The sequence below is a fragment of the Acinetobacter sp. RF14B genome (genome assembly GCF_006864105.1).
Classification (GTDB): Bacteria; Pseudomonadota; Gammaproteobacteria; order Pseudomonadales; family Moraxellaceae; genus Acinetobacter; species Acinetobacter lwoffii_C.
On record NZ_SMTB01000018.1, the window covers coordinates 16,244 to 35,247 of the forward strand.

The 19,004-nt window shown below is 45.8% G+C and carries 22 protein-coding genes and 1 pseudogene; 9 read left to right on the forward strand and 14 right to left on the reverse strand.

Annotated elements, in window-relative coordinates:
* Positions 1 to 38 precede the first annotated feature (38 nt).
* The 11 genes and pseudogenes from rpsQ to rpsJ all read right to left on the reverse strand — a co-directional run bounded on the left by rpsQ (position 39) and on the right by rpsJ (position 5,073).
* Positions 39 to 296 carry a 30S ribosomal protein S17 gene (gene rpsQ, locus E2K52_RS04590; RefSeq protein WP_151203984.1) on the reverse strand — a complete coding sequence of 86 codons (258 nt, stop codon included), beginning with the start codon at positions 294 to 296 and terminating at the stop codon, positions 39 to 41.
* Positions 293 to 490 carry a 50S ribosomal protein L29 gene (gene rpmC, locus E2K52_RS04595; RefSeq protein ID WP_151203985.1) on the reverse strand — a complete coding sequence of 66 codons (198 nt, stop codon included), beginning with the start codon at positions 488 to 490 and terminating at the stop codon, positions 293 to 295. Before rpmC ends, rpsQ begins: the two co-directional genes overlap by 4 nt.
* On the reverse strand, positions 490 to 903 hold the full coding sequence (rplP, locus tag E2K52_RS04600; RefSeq protein WP_151203986.1) for a 50S ribosomal protein L16: 414 nt from the start codon (positions 901 to 903) through the stop codon (positions 490 to 492). The genes rpmC and rplP overlap by 1 nt, the downstream gene beginning before the upstream one ends.
* Positions 843 to 1,659, reverse strand: a pseudogene (gene rpsC, locus E2K52_RS04605) (30S ribosomal protein S3). The gene rplP and the pseudogene rpsC overlap by 61 nt, the downstream one beginning before the upstream one ends.
* A gap of 1 nt (position 1,660) precedes the next feature.
* A complete protein-coding gene (gene rplV, locus E2K52_RS04610; protein ID WP_001982638.1) occupies positions 1,661 to 1,990 on the reverse strand; it encodes a 50S ribosomal protein L22 in 330 nt (109 codons plus the stop codon).
* An 11-nt stretch (positions 1,991 to 2,001) separates the two neighbouring features.
* Positions 2,002 to 2,277, reverse strand: a complete 276-nt coding sequence (gene rpsS / locus E2K52_RS04615) for a 30S ribosomal protein S19 (protein WP_004281508.1) — start codon at positions 2,275 to 2,277, stop codon at positions 2,002 to 2,004.
* Between the two features lie 19 nt (positions 2,278 to 2,296).
* Positions 2,297 to 3,121, reverse strand: coding sequence for a 50S ribosomal protein L2 (gene rplB, locus E2K52_RS04620; protein WP_151203988.1), 825 nt, complete (start codon positions 3,119 to 3,121; stop codon positions 2,297 to 2,299).
* Between the two features lie 11 nt (positions 3,122 to 3,132).
* Positions 3,133 to 3,453, reverse strand: a complete 321-nt coding sequence (rplW, locus tag E2K52_RS04625; protein ID WP_151203989.1) for a 50S ribosomal protein L23 — start codon at positions 3,451 to 3,453, stop codon at positions 3,133 to 3,135.
* Positions 3,450 to 4,052: a 50S ribosomal protein L4 gene (gene rplD / locus E2K52_RS04630; protein WP_151203990.1), complete on the reverse strand. Its 603-nt coding sequence runs from the start codon at positions 4,050 to 4,052 to the stop codon at positions 3,450 to 3,452. The genes rplW and rplD overlap by 4 nt, the downstream gene beginning before the upstream one ends.
* 11 nt (positions 4,053 to 4,063) lie before the next feature.
* The gene (gene rplC, locus E2K52_RS04635) at positions 4,064 to 4,702 is read right to left on the reverse strand and encodes a 50S ribosomal protein L3 (RefSeq protein WP_151203991.1); all 639 of its coding nucleotides are present in this window, start codon (positions 4,700 to 4,702) and stop codon (positions 4,064 to 4,066) included.
* Between the two features lie 59 nt (positions 4,703 to 4,761).
* The gene (gene rpsJ / locus E2K52_RS04640) at positions 4,762 to 5,073 is read right to left on the reverse strand and encodes a 30S ribosomal protein S10 (protein WP_000070912.1); all 312 of its coding nucleotides are present in this window, start codon (positions 5,071 to 5,073) and stop codon (positions 4,762 to 4,764) included.
* Positions 5,074 to 5,830: 757 nt separating this feature from the next.
* On the opposite strand from rpsJ, the gene E2K52_RS04645 reads away from it, so the two are divergent.
* The 7 genes from E2K52_RS04645 to E2K52_RS04670 all read left to right on the forward strand — a co-directional run bounded on the left by E2K52_RS04645 (position 5,831) and on the right by E2K52_RS04670 (position 11,474).
* Positions 5,831 to 7,033 (forward strand): PLP-dependent transferase, encoded by a 1,203-nt coding sequence (locus E2K52_RS04645; protein WP_151203992.1) that lies wholly within the window; start codon positions 5,831 to 5,833, stop codon positions 7,031 to 7,033.
* 18 nt (positions 7,034 to 7,051) lie between these two features.
* Complete coding sequence (locus E2K52_RS15360) at positions 7,052 to 7,216, forward strand: hypothetical protein (protein WP_227548210.1); 165 nt, start codon at positions 7,052 to 7,054, stop codon at positions 7,214 to 7,216.
* A 44-nt stretch (positions 7,217 to 7,260) separates the two neighbouring features.
* A complete protein-coding gene (locus E2K52_RS15365; protein ID WP_227548211.1) occupies positions 7,261 to 7,566 on the forward strand; it encodes a helicase HerA-like domain-containing protein in 306 nt (101 codons plus the stop codon).
* A gap of 116 nt (positions 7,567 to 7,682) precedes the next feature.
* Positions 7,683 to 8,891: an NO-inducible flavohemoprotein gene (hmpA, locus tag E2K52_RS04655; RefSeq protein ID WP_151203993.1), complete on the forward strand. Its 1,209-nt coding sequence runs from the start codon at positions 7,683 to 7,685 to the stop codon at positions 8,889 to 8,891.
* Between the two features lie 92 nt (positions 8,892 to 8,983).
* Positions 8,984 to 9,424 carry an RrF2 family transcriptional regulator gene (locus E2K52_RS04660; RefSeq protein ID WP_151203994.1) on the forward strand — a complete coding sequence of 147 codons (441 nt, stop codon included), beginning with the start codon at positions 8,984 to 8,986 and terminating at the stop codon, positions 9,422 to 9,424.
* Positions 9,425 to 9,526: 102 nt separating this feature from the next.
* A complete protein-coding gene (gene yihA, locus E2K52_RS04665) occupies positions 9,527 to 10,390 on the forward strand; it encodes a ribosome biogenesis GTP-binding protein YihA/YsxC (protein ID WP_151203995.1) in 864 nt (287 codons plus the stop codon).
* 136 nt (positions 10,391 to 10,526) lie between these two features.
* Complete coding sequence (locus E2K52_RS04670; protein ID WP_151203996.1) at positions 10,527 to 11,474, forward strand: metal-dependent hydrolase; 948 nt, start codon at positions 10,527 to 10,529, stop codon at positions 11,472 to 11,474.
* A gap of 534 nt (positions 11,475 to 12,008) precedes the next feature.
* Here the strand turns inward: E2K52_RS04670 and E2K52_RS04675 are convergent.
* On the reverse strand, positions 12,009 to 13,244 hold the full coding sequence (locus E2K52_RS04675; protein WP_151203997.1) for a dicarboxylate/amino acid:cation symporter: 1,236 nt from the start codon (positions 13,242 to 13,244) through the stop codon (positions 12,009 to 12,011).
* 145 nt (positions 13,245 to 13,389) lie between these two features.
* Positions 13,390 to 14,262 (reverse strand): acyl-CoA thioesterase, encoded by an 873-nt coding sequence (locus tag E2K52_RS04680; RefSeq protein WP_151203998.1) that lies wholly within the window; start codon positions 14,260 to 14,262, stop codon positions 13,390 to 13,392.
* Positions 14,263 to 14,544: 282 nt separating this feature from the next.
* Between E2K52_RS04680 and plsB the strand changes: the two genes are divergently transcribed.
* Positions 14,545 to 17,115 carry a glycerol-3-phosphate 1-O-acyltransferase PlsB gene (gene plsB, locus E2K52_RS04685; RefSeq protein ID WP_151203999.1) on the forward strand — a complete coding sequence of 857 codons (2,571 nt, stop codon included), beginning with the start codon at positions 14,545 to 14,547 and terminating at the stop codon, positions 17,113 to 17,115.
* 155 nt (positions 17,116 to 17,270) lie between these two features.
* Here the strand turns inward: plsB and E2K52_RS04690 are convergent, their stop codons facing one another.
* Complete coding sequence (locus E2K52_RS04690) at positions 17,271 to 18,071, reverse strand: NAD(P)H-binding protein (RefSeq protein ID WP_151204000.1); 801 nt, start codon at positions 18,069 to 18,071, stop codon at positions 17,271 to 17,273.
* Positions 18,072 to 18,104: 33 nt separating this feature from the next.
* Between E2K52_RS04690 and E2K52_RS04695 the strand changes: the two genes are divergently transcribed.
* Positions 18,105 to 19,004, forward strand: a 900-nt coding sequence (locus E2K52_RS04695; RefSeq protein WP_413772982.1) for an OB-fold nucleic acid binding domain-containing protein, incomplete at its 3' end; no start/stop codon positions are given.

Below are 19,004 nucleotides of genomic sequence, written 5' to 3' on the forward strand. Positions count from 1 at the left end.
GTACTCGAAATTAACCGATGATGCAACAAGAACGTTAATTACTCAGCAGCTGCTTCAACAACTTCAACTAAAGTCCAAGACTTAGTTTTAGACATTGGGCGGCTTTCTTTAATGGTTACAACATCACCAAGCTTGGCAGTATTGTTCTCATCATGAGCATGTAATTTTGTTGAACGGCGGATTAATTTGCCATACAACGGGTGTTGAACGCGGCGTTCGATCAGTACAACGATAGACTTGTCCATCTTGTCGCTCACAACCTTGCCGGTTAACGTGCGGACTGTATTTTCACTCATTGTCCGTTCCCCTGTTTTTCGGTAAGTAGGGTCTTGATACGAGCAACAGTCTTGCGAGTCAATGCAACTTCGTGCGATTTACCCAATTGACCAGTTGCTTTCGCCATACGAAGACGGAATTGGTTAAGCTGTTGCTCATCAAGCAAAGCTGTCAACTCTTCTACCGACTTTTCACGTAGATCTTTAGTTTTCATTACATTACCGTCCGAGTCACGATAGTGGTTTTAAACGGAAGTTTAGCTGCAGCAAGCTTGAATGCTTCTGTTGCCAACTCTTCGTTCACACCATCAATTTCGTACAAGACTTTACCTGGTTTGATTTGACAAACCCAGTATTCCACAGAACCTTTACCTTTACCCATACGCACTTCAAGTGGTTTAGAAGTAATCGGCTTGTCCGGGAAAACACGGATAAAGATCTTACCACCACGTTTAATACGACGGCTGATTGTACGACGTGCTGCTTCAATTTGACGCGCAGTCATTTGACCACGTTCAACTGATTTAAGCGCAATAGTACCAAAAGATACTGAGCTACCGCGGTGCGCTAGACCAGTGTTACGGCCTTTTTGCACCTTACGGAATTTAGTACGTTTAGGTTGCAACATGGATTATTCTCCTTTTTCAGCAGAACGATCATTGCGACGACCACGACGCTCTTGACCTTCACCACGACCGCGACCGCGTTTAGCTTGACGCTCTTCAGCTGGAGCCGGGTTCATGACTTGTTTCATGCCGCCCAAGATCTCACCACGGAAGATCCAAACTTTAACACCAATCGTACCGTAAGTAGTCTCAGCGCGCATAGTAGCGTAGTCGATATCAGCACGAAGCGTATGTAGAGGTACACGACCTTCACGATACCATTCAGTACGAGCAATCTCAGCACCACCTAAACGGCCTGAAACTTCTACTTTGATACCTTTAGCACCAGCACGCATCGTGTTTTGAACCGCACGCTTCATAGCACGACGGAACATTACACGTTTTTCTAATTGAGAAGCGATTGCTTCAGCAACCAGACGCGCGTCTAAGTCTGGACGATCGATTTCGTTGATGCTTACTTGCGCAGGAACACCCATGATAGATGTTAATTCGCGTTGTAATTTCTCAATGTCTTCGCCTTTTTTACCGATCACGATACCAGGACGAGCAGTGCTAATTGTTACTTTAGCAGCGCCTGTAGGGCGTTCGATAAGAATATTGCTGATCATTGCATTCTTAAGTTTTTTAGTTAAAAACTCACGAACCTGCAAATCTTTAAGCAAGTATTCAGCGTATTGTTTCGGATTCGCATACCAGTTAGCGTTATGACGTTTCACAACACCTAGGCGGATACCGATTGGATGAACCTTCTGACCCATATCAAACCCCTACCTTAACGGTGATGTGACAAGTACGCTTAGTAATACGATCTGCACGACCTTTAGCACGTGGCATAATACGTTTCAGGCTCATGCCTTCATCAACGTAGATCGTAGAAACTTTAAGATCGTCTACATCTAAACTGTTATTGTGTTCAGCGTTTGCAATTGCAGATTCCAACGCTTTCTTAACCAGAACTGCAGCTTTTTTGTTGCTGAAGTTAAGAATGTTAAGAGCGTGCGCAACAGATTTGCCGCGGATAAGATCTGCAACCAAACGAGCTTTTTGTGCCGAGATAGCGGCACCGCGTAATTTAGCAGTTACTTCCATCATAGCACCTATTAACGTTTAGATTTCTTGTCAACACCGTGACCACGGTAGGTACGAGTCGGTGCAAATTCACCAAGCTTGTGACCAACCATATGCTCAGATACGATTACCGGAACATGGTTACGACCATTGTGAACAGAAATTGTTAAACCAACAAAATCCGGGAGGATCATCGAACGACGCGACCAAGTTTTGATCGGCTTACGGTTATTCGCCGCGATAGCCGCTTCAACCTTAGCGAACAAGTGCGCATCGACGAATGGGCCTTTTTTCAGAGAACGAGGCATTGTCAGATTCCTTTACTTGTTACTTAACGCGACGGTCGCGAATAATCATCTTAGTCGTACGCTTATTGGTACGTGTCTTGTACCCTTTAGCTTTTTGACCCCATGGGCTTACAGGTTGAATACCCTTGTTACGCCCTTCACCACCACCATGTGGGTGATCTACCGGGTTCATCGCCATACCACGAACGGTAGGACGAACACCACGCCAGCGTGATGCACCAGCTTTACCCAGTGAACGAAGGTTGCTTTCTGAGTTAGATACTTCACCTAACACAGCGCGGCATTCAACGTGTACTTTACGCATTTCGCCTGAACGAAGACGAATAATTGCGTAAGAACCGTCACGACCCAACAACTGAGCAGACGTACCAGCAGAACGTACTAATTGCGCGCCCTTACCGATTTTAAGCTCGATGTTGTGAAGAGTAGAACCGATCGGCATGTTGCGAAGTGGCAAACAGTTACCTGGACGAATTGGAGCATCGTTACCAGACTGAACTGCATCACCAGCACGCAGACCTTTAGGTGCGATGATGTAGCGACGTTCACCGTCAGCATACTTCAGCAACGCAAGGTGCGCAGTACGGTTTGGATCGTATTCAATACGCTCAACTACAGCAGGAATGCCGTCTTTGTTACGTTTAAAGTCTACGATACGGTAGTGTTGTTTATGACCGCCACCAACGTGACGAGTCGTAATGTGACCGTTGTTATTACGGCCGCCAGTACGCTTTTTAGCTTCAACTAATGGAGCGTACGGAGCACCTTTGTGAAGATGGTCGTGAACGACTTTCTCTACAAAGCGACGTCCTGGAGACGTTGGCTTACATTTTTGAATCGGCATAATTTTCGTCCTTATTCCGCTGTGCTTTCAGCGGTATCGCCCAAGTCAGCCATCTCAACATCTTGGCCAGCTTTCAGGGTGACGTATGCTTTTTTAACATCAGAACGACGTCCTAATGTTTTACCAAAGCGTTTAGACTTACCTTTAGTGACAGTCGTGTTAACTTTAACCACTTCTACACCAAAGAGTTGTTCAACTGCTTTTTTGATTTCAAGCTTATTTGCATCAAGTGCAACTTTGAATACTTGAACACCAGCAGTCTCACCTAAAACTTGTGCTTTTTCTGAGAAAACAGGTCCTTGCAGGACTTGATATAAACGTTCGTTGTTCATCCGAGTTCTACCTCAATTTTCTTAGCAGCAGCTACAGACATAACAACTTTATCGAACGCGATCAAGCTAACAGGATCGATTGCAGTCGCATCAACCACATCAACGTATGGAATGTTGCGAGCTGCCAGATACAAGTTCTCATCAACAGCATCAGTAACGATCAATGCACGCGTAGCATTCAAGTCGTTAAGTTTTGCAAGCAATTCTTTAGTTTTTGGAGCTGCAACTGCAAACTCATCAACCAGCACCAAGCGATCTTGACGAACAAGTTCAGCCAGGATGCATTGCATAGCACCGCGGTACATTTTACGGTTTACTTTTTGAGACCAGTCTTGTGGACGAGCAGCAAAAGTTTTACCACCGCCAACCCAGATTGGGCTACGAATAGAACCAGCACGAGCGCGGCCAGTACCTTTTTGACGGAATGGTTTTTTACCACCGCCAGCAACTTCCGAACGTGATTTCTGAGCTTTAGAACCTTGACGACCACCAGCTAGGTAAGCTGTAACAACTTGGTGTACAAGAGCTTCATTAAATTCACGACCGAACGCAACTTCTGATAATTCAACAGCAGAGCCGGAAACAGTATTTAAATTCACGTTATTTCCCCTCAGGCCTTGATCGTAGGACGAACAGTTACGTCGCCACCGGTAGCACCAGGAATCGCACCTTTAACTACCAGAACTGAACGTTCTGCGTCGATAGATACAATTTCAAGACCCTGTACAGTTACGCGTTCAGCACCTAAATGGCCAGCCATTTTTTTGCCTTTGAACACGCGACCAGGGGTCTGGTTTTGACCTGTAGAACCTAGAACACGGTGAGATACAGAGTTACCATGTGAAGCATCTTGCGTACGGAAGTTCCAACGCTTAACACCACCCTGGAAACCTTTACCTTTAGACTGACCAGTTACGTCAACAATTTGACCCACTGTGAACAGATCTACGCCAATAGTAGCGCCAACTTCACGACCTTCAAGCTCAGCTTCTGAAACGCGGAATTCTTGAACCAGACGACCAGCAGCAACACCCGCTTTCGCAAAGTGGCCTTTCTGAGCGTTAGTTACGCGAGATTCGCGACGTTCACCAGTAGTGATTTGAATCGCTTGATAACCATCAGTTTCAAGCGTTTTGATTTGAGTGATTCGGTTAGGATCAACCTCAATCACTGTAACAGGCACAGAAACACCAGCGTCTGTAAAGACACGTGTCATACCGCACTTGCGACCGACTAAACCAATAGCCATGTGCATAAACCTCTAAAAAAGCGGCCTAATTAACTTAGAGTGTTAATTAACCGAAAGCCTTAACCCAATGCGATCTGAACATCAACACCAGCTGCTAGATCTAACTTCATCAACGCATCAACAGTTTTATCAGTAGGTTGAACGATGTCGATCAAACGTTTGTAAGTGCGGATCTCGTATTGGTCACGCGCATCTTTGTTAACGTGTGGTGATGTCAAAACGTTAAAACGTTCAATGCGTGTAGGCATTGGAATTGGACCACATACTTGTGCGCCAGTACGTTTTGCTGTTTCTACGATTTCTTGAGCTGACTGATCAATTAGACGGTGATCAAAAGACTTAAGACGGATACGAATTCTCTGGTTAGACATACCAGTTAACTCCAAGCCAAATATATAAAGAATCACTCTTGACGCATCTCACCCCACTATTTCAAGGTAAGTGTCAAGAGCAGTGAAATATCACCAAGGTCATGATCGATGCCATGACTGTAACGATAGTTAACTACTTTCTTCGCAGTTAACCCCTTCCTATTGAAGGGTCGCTCATTATAGTCATTGTTTAATGCATAAGCAAATGCCTTTTACAGTTTTATCCGGCTATTTAACTGCATTTTCTGAATTGGCCATTTATTTTTCTGGAAGTATCAGCATTGACCCAGTCACTTCTTTTTAATTGCACGATTGAGTCGCTATTTTCCTCCATAAAGCATTTTTTATTCATTTTCCCACTTTCTACCAGACTTGAAGATACAGGCTCGAGCACTGCGTCAACTCTTTTTATCTTTCTCAAAAGTTCTTAAATTCATTGAGTTATTTCAAAAATAGATTAAGAAACAAGCATACTCTTACCAAACCGCTCGAGCTGATCAAAACGGGGATTCGCTATTACTCCGCTCTGTGCATAAGGGCCTCGCCCACTTTTTTAATATGGGTCATAAGATAAATGCTTATTAGATCTAGCCTACTCTGAGTTGAGCTATTTTAATCCCGCCGTAAAAGCCGATTTTACAACACACCATCCACCCTAAAACCAGATAAAGCTTTTCAACCATCTTCATAGCCCTAGTCGCGCCCCCGAGATTCTCTTAAGCTAGGACAATAACGACTTACATTTGAGCGCATTCACGTGAAAAAAAATCCACAAACCGCCCTGATTCATGCACCGCGAAAGGCTCCTCAATATATCTCTACGGTTCAGCCTCCCCTTTATCGTGCATCTACCATCATTTTTGAAACCACGGATGTATTGTTTAATCGCCACTGGAGCGATGACTATGATTATAGTTATGGCACCCATGGCACACCTACCACATTTACATTAGCCGACAACATTGCTCAGCTTGAAGGCGGACAATACTGCTTGCTGGCTCCCAGCGGCCTGTCGGCCATTAACCTCGTCAATTCCTGTTTTCTTGCGCAGGGAGATGAAGTCTGGGTAGCAGACAATATTTATGGCCCCAACATGGAGCATCTGCGTAATCTGGAAAGCCGCTATGGTATTACGGTAAAGGTCTATAATCCGCTAGAGGCCAGTTCATTCCAGCCTACAGAAAAAGCTAAGCTGATTTGGCTCGAAGCCGCAGGTTCAGTAACGCTGGAATTTCCGGATCTGACCGCTTTAGTTCAAAAGGCGCAGAAACATCATGTCTTGACTGCACTCGACAATACCTGGGGAGCAGGTCTGGCATTTAATGCCTTTGACTTTGGTACGGAACATTTAGCGGTAGATATAACCGTGCATGCGTTGACCAAATATCCAAGCGGCGGTGGTGACATCTTGATGGGCTCTGTGGTGACACGGGATCAAAAGCTGCATCATCAATTGTTTCGCATACATGCAATTCAAGGTATTAGCGTGTCTGGTGATGATGTGGCACAAGTGCAACGCAGCCTGGCGTCAATGCAGGTGCGTTACCAACATCAAGCTCAAAGCTGTTTAAAACTGCTGGCTTGGCTTCAACAGCAAAATGAATTTGTTCAGGTCTTGCATCCTGCCGATGCGCATGCCGCAGGTCATGAATACTGGCAAGAAATTTGCAAAGATGGACAAAGTGCCGGTCTGGTCAGCGTGATTTTTAAACCTGAATACACTTTAGAAGATATTCGTACCTTCTGCGATGCCCTGCAACTGTTCAAGCTTGGATTTAGCTGGGGTGGACCGGTTAGCCTGGTCATGCTTTATGACTTAAAAGAAATGCGCATGCTTCAGCATTCACATTTGAAAGAGGGCTTCCTGGTTCGCTTCTGTATTGGGCTAGAACATCCTGCAGATTTAATTCAAGATATAGAAAATGCATTAAAACAGTTAGCTCAGCAGCAACATGAATAAATCAAAATAGGAAATCATATGGGTGCAGCAACCGTGATTGCCAAAAACTTGCCCATACACAGAGAGGATTTGACACCTACAATTTGCCCACCACTACGGCTTAATCGCTGGGGCAATGGGCACAGCTCAAACCCTAAGCCTAAAAGCCAAGCCATTAGCGAACTGGGCACCGGCAAAGCCTGAATTAGCTATCTGAATGAACAAGGCATATCGCAAATGGTTGAAAGTTGCTGGGTGATGTACCCTATTCTTCATTGAACCCACTTGCACCCAAAGAATGCAAAATACTGTTCAGTGTCATTGCAGGCATTTACCAACAAAGCCTGGATGGTGAAAATACGTTTGAGATGTTACAGCAAAAAGCAGCTGAACCCACTGCCAAGCAACATCAAAAACTGTTTCAGGATACAGTTGGAACTTTTACCAAAAGTGCTGCACGTGGCAGGGGTGGAGAGAAAATTATCCGGGGTTTATCGGGCGCCCTGTTCGTAAAAAATAATCTATTCCTTCGATCATTAACCTCTTCATTATAGAATATTCTCATATTCCATAATTTTTTTATGGGTATTTAAGTGGTGGCTATTGTAAAACCATTTCTAAAAATGTATTTTAAATACATCTTATAGATAACACCCATGAGAAATCAGCTATGACTCCGCAGCAAATTGATCTTGTAAAAGCCACTGTTCCTGTTCTTCGTGAAAATGGGGTTGCATTGACAGGTTATTTCTATAACCGCATGCTGGGCAATAATCCAGACTTAAAAGAAACCTTTAATATGGGCCATCAGCGTAGCGGCGCACAGGCGCAAGCCTTGGCAGGTGCAGTGTTGGCCTATGCGGAAAACATTGAAGATCCTTCCGTGCTTTTGCCTGTGGTTGAACTGATTGCCCACAAACATGTCAGCCTGAATATTCAAGCACCGGATTACAATATTGTGGGGGAAAATCTGCTGCATTCCATCAGTGAAGTACTCAATATTTCAATGGAAGATCCTTTAATTGACGCTTGGGCTGCGGCTTATGGTCAATTGGCAGATTTATTCATCAACACTGAAAAAGCCATTTATGATCAACATCAGCAAACCAAAGGCAGCTGGTTAGGCTGGCGCAATTTTAAAATTGCCAAAAAAGTAGTGGAAAGTGATGAAATTACTTCTTTCTACCTTACCCCTGTAGACAGTGGCGATTTGCCAAAATACGAAGCAGGACAATACATTTCTGTTCGTGTCTTTGTGCCGGAACTCAACTTAAGACAGCCTCGTCAATATACGCTGTCCACTTGCCCGCAAGCGGACTATCTGCGTATCTCGGTCAAACGCGAAGATCAAAAAGATGATTTAATTCCGGGCTGGGTCTCTAATACTTTACATAGCCTGCCAGAAGGTTCAGAAATTGAAGTGTCTGCGCCAACAGGTAATTTTTACCTGATTGATGCAAATAAACGTAATGTATTTATCAGTGGTGGTGTAGGCCTCACCCCGATGATTGCCATGCTGAATCAACTGGTTACTTTAGATATGCCACAACCCGTCACTTTCATCCATGCGTGTCGCAGCAAACAAGTGCATGCCATGAAACAGCATATTCAGGATTTAAAAGCAAAATATCCTCGCTTAAGCACAGTGACTGCCTATGAGTTTCCGCATGCCAGCGACAAATTAGGCGAAGACTTTGACATTGCAGGTCGTTTAGACCTTAGCAGCCTCGACAGTGCCATACTACCAACAAATGCAGACTACTACCTTTGCGGCCCAATGCCATTTATGGCTGAACAGCAAAAAGTACTGCTGGCTCGCGGTATTCCGGCTGAAAACATTCACAGTGAAGCCTTTGGCACAGGTGGTGTACACCACTAAGCGGCAACACAGACACAAAATAAAAAAAGGGGGGTTAGTTTGGTTATGCTAGACTAGCCCCAATTTTTTTAATCAAAAATATCAGTATTATCATGCAACTGAATAAATTCACTGATTATGCGCTTCGTATACTGATGTATGTTGCACAACCCCGTGATCTCCCTTATACGATTGCTGAGCTGGCCGAGCGCCTGGAAGTTTCGCAAAACCATGCGATGAAAATTGTCCATTTTATGGCAAAGCAAAACTGGCTGATTACCACCCGGGGCAAAGGTGGAGGAGTACGCCTGAATCCGGATACCTTGAAACGTCAGCTCGGGCAGATTGTGCGGATTTTACAGCGTGACAACCAGATTGTAGAATGCAATGATCCTCCCTGTGTACTGCGCTATGGCTGTGGTTTAAAAGGCATTCTGGACCAAGCCATGGAACAGTTCTATGCCAGTCTGGATCAATATATTCTGGGCGATGTGATTCAGCCTGTTCAGGGGCATTTTAGCCTTCAGTCCCCCATCAACCTGATTAATCTTTAACAGCTATTTTCCCCTCTTTGCGGCTGAGCAGCGCTAAAGTTCGCTTGCCTGCCCGACTTCCTTTATAATAGCTCCTTGTATATTAGTCATTGAAGTTGAGCCATGCATCACAGCAGAGGAAAGTCGAAAAACAGTAAGGCATCGAATGCCCCAAAGCAAAAGATCAGCTATGAAAAAAAAGTAGATCCTGCGATTACTGAGTACTCTGTGCGCGCACTGAACTGGTTGCGTAAAGCTGAATTCTTAATGAGCGCACCCAAGCTGAGCCTGTGTGTAGAAGATACGGGGTATGAAGTGGCTTTTGCAGGCCGCTCAAATGCAGGGAAATCGAGCGCGATTAATGCCTTGACCAACCAGAAGCAGCTGGCACGTGCATCGAAAAAGCCGGGGCGCACCCAGATGATCAACTTCTTTAGTCTGGGTAATCCAGATCAGCGTCTGGTTGACTTACCCGGCTATGGCTATGCTGCCGTACCAGAAGCCATGAAGATCGTATGGCAAAAAGAGCTGGAAAATTACCTGATTCATCGCCAGAGCCTGCAAGGTCTGGTGTTATTGATGGACATCCGTCACCCTCTGCAGCACTTTGACATCATGATGCTGGAATGGGCCTATTCACGTAAACTGTTCGTGCATGTGTTATTGACCAAATCTGACAAACTGAATCGCGGTCCAGCCTCTAAAGTCCTGCAAGAAGTGAAAGCCAAGCTGAAAAAAATGAAGCTGGACTTTTCGATTCAGCTGTTCTCTTCCCTCAATAAGCAAGGTCTGGAAGAACTGGCCAGTGTGATGGGGGGGCGCCTGAATTTCACGCTGGATCAGACCGTTGAGTTTGACCTGGACAGCATTCCTGACGCGGTAGCCGATGAACTGGATGAACCACAAGAATCGATGTGTATAGAAGAAGATGAATCAGAGGCTCAAATTGCCGATGATGCGACGGATGAAAGCCGACAAGCCGATTAATCAGGATAATCCTCCAAATTCATCATTAATTGATATTTCAATGTCCCGTATTGCTAATCACAATGCGGGATATTTTTTTCATACTGATTTTTACCGCATGTAGAGCATTACACGTTAAAACAATAAGGACAGTATGATGAAACTTTTCTCCCGTTTAAAAAACGCTAAACTCGGCTCATCTATTAGCTATTATATTCAGCCACGTAAAGTAAAATTTGAATGGCAAGACACGCCCGTGGACTGGATTCCACAGCAGCCTTATGTAAGCTATTTCATCAATGAAATTAATATGATTTTACCTGCTGGCGAATTCTGGTTTTGTCGCCTGTATAACAAAGTTTTGCCCCAAATTCGTGATGAAAAACTGAAACAGGATGTGCAAGCCTTTATCCGCCAAGAAGCCATGCATGCTCAAGCGCATAACTCTGCCAATTACGAATATTTAACCGTGCGCAATATTGATATCCAGCGCAACCTGAATGTCATGAATTTCCTGTTTAGCCAATTACTGGCCGATCAGCCTTTAGGCCTAAAGATTCCTTCATTATTTGAACATCAATGGGATATATTTCGCCTCGGCATTATCGCCACGGTGGAACACATGACCTGCGTACTGGGTAAATATGCCCTGTATAATCAGGAGTGGCAGAAACTGGGAGCAGACCCAGCCATGCTGGATCTGATTAAATGGCACGGTGCAGAGGAAATTGAACATCGTACTGTCGCCTTTGATTTATACCGTCATTTAGGTGGCGGTTATATTGCCCGTTATTACCTCAGCATCATTGTGATTGCGGCCGTAATTGGCCTGTGGGTTGATGGCACTGCCCATCTGATGAAACAAGACCCCCGCTTTAAAGCGATCCGCCCGGCCGTATACAAGCCGTGGATCTGGCGTGAATGGTATGCGATTGCACAACGTAACAATAATTTAATACCCAGTCCATTTTGGCTCATCTCACAGCAGCTGGGATATCTGATGCCATGGTACGATCCACTGCACGAGGCCAAAACTGAAGATGCGATTGCTTATCTGGCATCCTCCCCGGCAGCCAAACGTGCAACACAGCTGAAAGTGGCATAATTTCCCCATTCATCACTTAAGCCGCACGATACAATAATGCCTACCCAGCAGGGTCAATGCCCTGCTTTTAATTTATTCCAAGACAGCAGTATATTGAAATAACAATAAATACAGCGTATGCACGCCCGCACTTCCGTCATTAAATTTGCAGGGCGCGACCTGGCGGCAGCCTTGGATTTTTATCGTGAAGGCTTGGGCTTAAGCAGTGAAGGCATCATCAATCAGAAATTTGATTAGGACGCTGCGGCATTTATTGAACTGCAATCAAGTTTAAAACTGGCTTTATGGCCGCAAAGCAGCATTCAACAGGATACCGGACTAACGCTGAGTGCAATATGCCCCACACACATGAGCTGGGGACAAAAAACCTATAATCCTCTGAAAGTTGATCAGGTTATGGCTCAGGCAGAAAATACCGGTGCCAAAATTATCAGAGCTGCACAAGCAAGCGCTTACGAGGGTTATACAGTAGTATGTGCAGGATCTGGAAGCCAGCTCCTGAAAGTCATGTTTAACCCCCAGTTCGGAAGTGGACTAAGTCTGTTGTGGCTCACGGGTATAACGATCGACCACCACGCTGATCATCATGTCACCCTGTACATTAACCACGGTACGCACTGTATCCAGCAGACGGTCGATCGGTAACAGAATCGCGATCGCTTCGGCAGGCAGCCCCACGGATTGCAGCACCATAATCATGGTTACCATTCCGGCACTAGGAATACCCGGTGCACCTAAAGACGCAATCATTGCCGTGGCACAAACAATCAGCTGCTGCCCCAAACTCAGGTCTAGCCCCATCAGGTTAGCAATAAACAATGCTGCTGCTGCCTCATATAAGGCCGTGCCATCCATATTCAATTGAGTGCCTAAAGGAATAACAAAGCCGGCTGTTTGTGGGCGTACCCCTAAATTTTCCTGTGCACATTTTAAAGAGAGCGGCATGGTGGCAGAACTGGAACTGGTGGCAAAAGCAGTGATCAGAGCGCTACGGGTGCCCTTAAAGAAAGTCAACGGATCCATTTTCCCGAAGAACCACAACAGAAGTGGCAGCACCACTACACCATGAAAAATCGTAGTTCCAGTCACCACTGCCGCAAACTCGGCCAGACGGCTGAGCACAGAAATATCTTCGGTTGCAATCAGTTTGGCCAATAAGGCAAAAATTCCTATCGGCGCCAGTTTCATTACCCAGCCAATCATTAACATCATGATGTCAAAAAACTGATGACTGAGTTTACGCACGGTACGAAAGCGGTCACCTCCTGCCACCAGCGCCACCCCGATAAACAAGGCAAATACTACCACTGCCAGCACATTGCCATCTGCGAAGGCCTTAAAAGGATTAATCAGGGTGTTTTGAATAAAATTGGTGAAAAAGGAGGACGGCGTCAAGGTATCCGGCGTTTTATGCTGTGCCATGGCATCTTGAAACATCACCACATCTACACCCTTGCCCACCTCAAATAAATGTGCACAAGTGAGTCCCAGCATCAGTGCTAAAGTGGTGGTCGTGACACAGCACATCAATGTGATTTTCCAGGTCCTGCTGAGCTGCCCGCCGGCTTGCAGGTTGGAGACTCCAACCACAATTGAGGTAAAAATCAGCGGGATCAGGATCATTTTAAGCAGGCCAATAAAGATGCTACTCGCAATGCTGATTGCGTACAGGCTGATATTAAAAAACGGGATTTCTGGAAATAAAGTCAGTAAAAATCCAAACCCTACCCCCAAGACGGCGGCAATTAAAATCTGCGTACTCAAGCTCATTTTTACGTGCATTTTTAATATTGATCTTAAGCCGCACTATGCCACGCAAGAACTGGAGAATCGAGTAATTTTTTATAAACACCTGTCTCTAGAAAAGCATCAAGCCGGATCTGGAGTCCGGCTTGATGTAGGTTTATATACTGATTTACTGGGTTTCAATTTCACGTAAACGAATCAGGCCTTCTTGAGTGGTACTACAGACCAGCTCGCCATTTTGCCACATCCGCCCGAAGTTCAGGCCGCGTGAACTGGCACTTTGCGTTGCTTCCATGTCATAGAGCATCCACTCATCTACCCGGAAGGGCTTATGAAAATACATGGCATGGTCAATACTTGCACACTGCAGGCTTGGAGACAGATAGCTCAGGCCATGCGGACGTAGCGCCGTGGTCATCAAGGTAAAGTCAGAATAGAACGCCGCAATGGCCTGATGCAGAGAGATCTCATCGACTTCTGCAGCAATCCGGTCATGGGTACGGATATAGTGCGCATAAGAAGGTGCTTCAGGCTGGGGCTGAAACGGATTTTGCGGATTGACCGGACGAATTTCGACATGACGTTCACGGGTAAAAGAAGCACGGACATTTTCCGGAATAAACTCAATCATCTGCTGGACCAAAGCCACTTCATTTTTCAGGCTTTCCGCTGGCGGATATTCAGGCTCTGAAATCTGATAGTTCAGCCCTTCTTCCTGCTGGGCAAAAGACACCATACACATAAAAATGATCCGGCCATGCTGGATTGCACGCACCTGGCGGCTGACAAAACTCTTGCCATCACGAATACGGTCGACCTCATAGATGATCGGAGCGTTAACATCGCCACCAAACAGAAAGTAGGCATGCAGGGAATGCGCTGGACGGTCTGTGGTATAAGATGCTGCACGCAAGGCCTGACCCAAGACCTGCCCACCGAACACACGCTTGCCGACCAGATTGCGGCTAATTCCACGAAAAATATTTTCTTCTAACTTTTCTAAGCTGAGCAGCTCGACCAGTTCCTGGGTTAAGGCATTCATAGGCAACCTATTCGATGGCGGGGAAATCCCCCAGTAAAAATACACATGTATACAAATAAACTGGAATATTCTGCCATAAATTCAGACCAAAACCCTAAAGATTGCTTGACTGTCCTGTCATATCAATTGCACAAGCTACTAGGAAATACCCTGAATTTCGCGCTAAAATTGCACGGCTTCTGCTGAATGTGTTCAAAATGACATATCGTTTCTATAAAGAATCATACACAATCATTCCTCTTCAGAAGTCTAGTAGTTTTGGTCAGTAAATTAGGAGTAACTATGTCCAAGAATGGCTTTGGTCAAATCTACCGCAAGCTTTCAAGCAAGCTGCTTGATCTGGTGGTAACCCCCCAGGTTCTCGGGGAAGTACCAAGTGAAGTGACTGCTCCAGCCACTGACCAGACCGCCCCGGCATCACAGAAAATCATCTGCTACGTTTTACAGAATCACTCTCGCAGTAATGCGCTGGTCGTGGATGCTGAGACCCGCCGTCTGAAAATACCGCCGGCTCTGGATTCACTCGAGCTCGGTGAACTCAAAGAAAAAACCTCGCTGCTGTTCCTGCAGTATCATGATGATAATAATTTACTCAGCGCCCCAGCGCATGCTTTTCCGCCACGTCTGCTACGTCTGATTGAGGCACTGGAAAAACATCCGGAACTGGATGTCGAACTAATTCCGGTCACCGTGCTGTGGGGACGTGAGCCTGAAAAAGAAGACTCTTGGTTTAAACTGTTATTTACCGATACCTGGTCGACTCCAGGCCGGGTAAAACAGCTGGTCAATATCGGCCTGCACGGTCGTCAGTCTTATTTAGAGTTTCATGAGCCGAAGTCCTTGCGTGCCATGATTGACTTTGCCAAAGAAACCCATCCGAATTTATCGCCGGCCACGTATATCGTCTGCAACCTGAACGATTATCTGGATGCACAGCGTGAAGTGGTACTCGGGCCAGATCTGTCAGATCGACGTAATGTCATGCATGGCCTGATCAAATCGACCGATGTACAGGCAGCGATCCTGAACGAAAGTATCCGCAGCAAGATTTCAATGCTTGAAGCGGAGCGCCGTGCAATTGGCTACTTAAATGAAATTGTATCGGATTATTCGCACTCAACCGTGCGTTTTGCAGACAAGGCTCTGACCCGTTTATGGACCCAGCTTTATGACGGCGTCGAAGTGCATAACTTCAGCACCGTGCGTGAACTGGCCAAGGACTATGAAATTGTCTATACGCCATGTCACCGCAGCCATATCGACTATCTGCTTCTGTCTTATGTCATTTATAAACGTGGCCTGATGGTGCCTTATATTGCTGCGGGCGACAACCTGAATATGCCATTTGTGGGTCAGATTCTACGTGGTGGCGGTGCATTCTTCATCCGCCGGACTTTCCGTGGTAATGCCCTGTATACCACTGTGTTTAAGGAGTATTTGTACAGCATCCTATCACGTAACACCCCACTGGAATATTTTATTGAAGGTGGCCGTTCACGCACAGGCCGTCTGCTTCCGCCAAAAACCGGTATGCTGGCCATGACGGTACACGGTCATTTACGTGGCAAGGCCAAACCGATTGTTTTCCTGCCGACCTATATTGGCTATGAACGTCTCATGGAAGGCGGCACCTATGTCGGTGAAATGAACGGGAAAGAAAAAGAAGCTGAATCTATTTTTGGTATTCTAAAAACTTTACGCAAAATTGAACGTATTTTTGGCAAGGTGCATCTAAACTTTGGTGAACCGGTGTTTCTGGATGACATGCTGAAACAGCATGGTGCAGAAAATATTCAGATTGCCAAGAATGATGATCCAATTCCAACTGCTGTATCTGAAGCCGTCAACAGTTCTGCTCAGGCAATTCTGGAAAATATCAACAGTGCTGTGGTCATTAACCCGGTTTCATTGCTGTCGCTGATCTTGCTGGCGACGCCAAAACACACGCTGGATGAAGAAGTCTGTATCAAGCAGCTGGATACCTACCGTAATCTGCTGATTGCCTTGCCATATGATGAGCGCATGCAGGTCACACCACTTTCAGGTAAAGAAATCGTGGCTTATGCCATGAAACTGAAACTGGTCAAACGCGTGAAACATGTGCTTGGCGATATTATTGCAATTGAAGATAATCAGGCTGTGTTGTTAACCTATTTCCGTAACAACATCGTACATGCCTTTGTATTGCCATCCTTGATTGCAGCGCTGGTTGAACATAACGGTACGATTCGCCGTAAGGACGTAATCAATGTCAGCAGTACGCTTTATCCATTCCTGAAAGCCGAGCTGTTCCTGAAATGGGCAGAAGATAAAATTCAGGAACAGGTCAATGCCTATATTGACGCTTTAATTGCCAGCAAACTGATTGCTGAAGAAGGCGAAAATCTGGTGGCTCCTGCACCAAATACTGAAGCCTATCACCAACTGGAAGTTTTGACGGCACCGGTGACACAAAGTCTGGAACGCTATTATATGACGCTAGCCCTAATCACCCAGCGTGGTTCGGGCAATATCTCGACCCGTCAGGTAGAGGAACTGAGTCATTTGGTCGGTCAGCGTCTGTCCGTGCTGTATGAATTCAATTCGCCAGAATTCTTTGATAAGGCCCTGTTCCAAAGCTTTATTAAAGTGCTGACCCAGAAAGGCTATCTCAGTACCAATGCAGACAATGCCATTGTCTATGATGAACAGCTGACCAATGTGGCGCAATATGCCAATCTGGTATTGGATGACGTGAAGCTCCAGATGCTACATCACATCACCGCCTTTACCGATGAAGAGCTGAAAGAAGCACTGGATGCGGTTGCGGCTGAACAGGCCAAAAAACGTGCCAGACGCAAGAAGAAAAAGTAAGTTTTAAATAAAAGAGAGGCCATTTGCCTCTCTTTTTTATTTTAGGAAGGATGCAGTTCGCTGCCAGATGTTCATTAGGGTCAAATCCTGGCTCCCTGAACCCTCTCCAACAAGAGTGAGTGTTTAATTCCTTTCTTAACAGAAAGAGAGAAAGCTTACTTCATCAACTCCAGATAATCCTGAAAACAGTCCAGATGGTTGAATCTAAATCCAGTTTTCTGCATTCGGGTTGCATACAGCTTTTTGCCTGTCACCTTGTGACTTTCCACCTGAAGCAAAGGAATCTGCATCTGCTGCTGGAACCATTGCAATACTTCAGCTAAAAGCTGAGGCTGGTTATTGGTCACAATATAAGAAGAATCAGGATGTTCCACGTGAATCAAGTGAGCAAGAAACCGTGCCAGATCTTCAATATGAATCCGGTTCGACCAGTGCAGATTCGGATAATGGGTCATGGATGCAGCCATGTGTTGCATCCGCCTGACCGAAGTGCCATAAATCCCACTGGGACGGATAATCGTACATTGCTCAGGATAGGCGGCAAGATAAGCCTGCTCCATCTGCTGCAAAATTTTGCCCTGAGCATCCTGGGGATGGATTGCAGTGTCATCATCCACGCTTTCGCCGGCATTTTGTCCATACACCCGAGTCGATGAAACCACCACCATGCGTTTGACTGGATGCATGTTCAAGGCTGCCACAATGGGCTGAACCGAATCCAGATAGGTCTGCTGATAACCTTCAACCGCACTTTGTTTTGGACTCAGTAAGACATAGACCCAGTCAATTGGTGCAACTGCTGTTAAATCCAGTGTATGTACATCCTGCATCAGATGAGTTGCAAATGAATCTGTTTTGGGACTTTGGCTAACTGTGCTAATTTGATGACCGTGTTGAAATAATTGTTTAGCTACCCGCTCGGATGTTTTACCATAACCAATAAATAAAATATGCATTAAACACCGAATCACAGACCAGGTTGAGGAGACATGGCCGCAGTCCATCAGTTACAAGGCGTTGGCAATGCCGCCGCTGCTTTACTCGAAAAACTGAATATCTTGAATACTGATGATTTGCTTTTTCATCTGCCACGCGATTATGAAGACCGTAGCACGATCATTCCCATGAATCAATTAAACGTGGGACGCAGCTATTTGCTGGAAGGCACAGTCAAAGGAGTGGATTTTCCACCGGGCAAACGCAAGTCGATGGCGATTCTACTGGACGATGATTCTGGTAAAGTGACCTTGCGTTTTTATCATATCTATAAGGGAATTACCGACCGCTGCAAGCTGGGTAATCGCTTAAGAGTATTTGGCGAAGTTCGGGTCGGTGCGCGTGGTCTGGAAATGTATCATCCGGAACTGCAAGTCATTACTGAACACACCCCTCTGCCCCATACCCAGCTCACCGCCATCTATCCATCGACCGAAGGACTGACCCAGCCCAAACTGCGTGAATACATCAAGCAGGCACTGGAACTGCACAGTGATGATTTGCCCGAGCTGTTACCGCAGAAATTTAGCAATGGCTATGATCTCAAGCAGGCACTGGAATATATTCATCATCCACCGCTGAATGCCAATATGGTGCAGCTCAGCCAAGGTTCACATCCGGCACAGCAGCGGCTGATTTTTGAAGAACTGGTCGCACACCAAATTAGTTTGCTGACCCGACGTTCTTTTCTCCAGCAGATTGAAGCCCCTTCATTTACACCCAGTAAAACTTATGCCAAGCAGCTTTTGGCCAGTCTGCCCTTTGCAATGACCGGCGCACAAAAGCGGGTATCGAAAGAGATTGCCCACGACCTGAAACAAAACAAACCGATGTTGCGTCTGGTTCAGGGCGATGTTGGCGCCGGAAAAACCCTGGTTGCTGGAGTGGCGGCC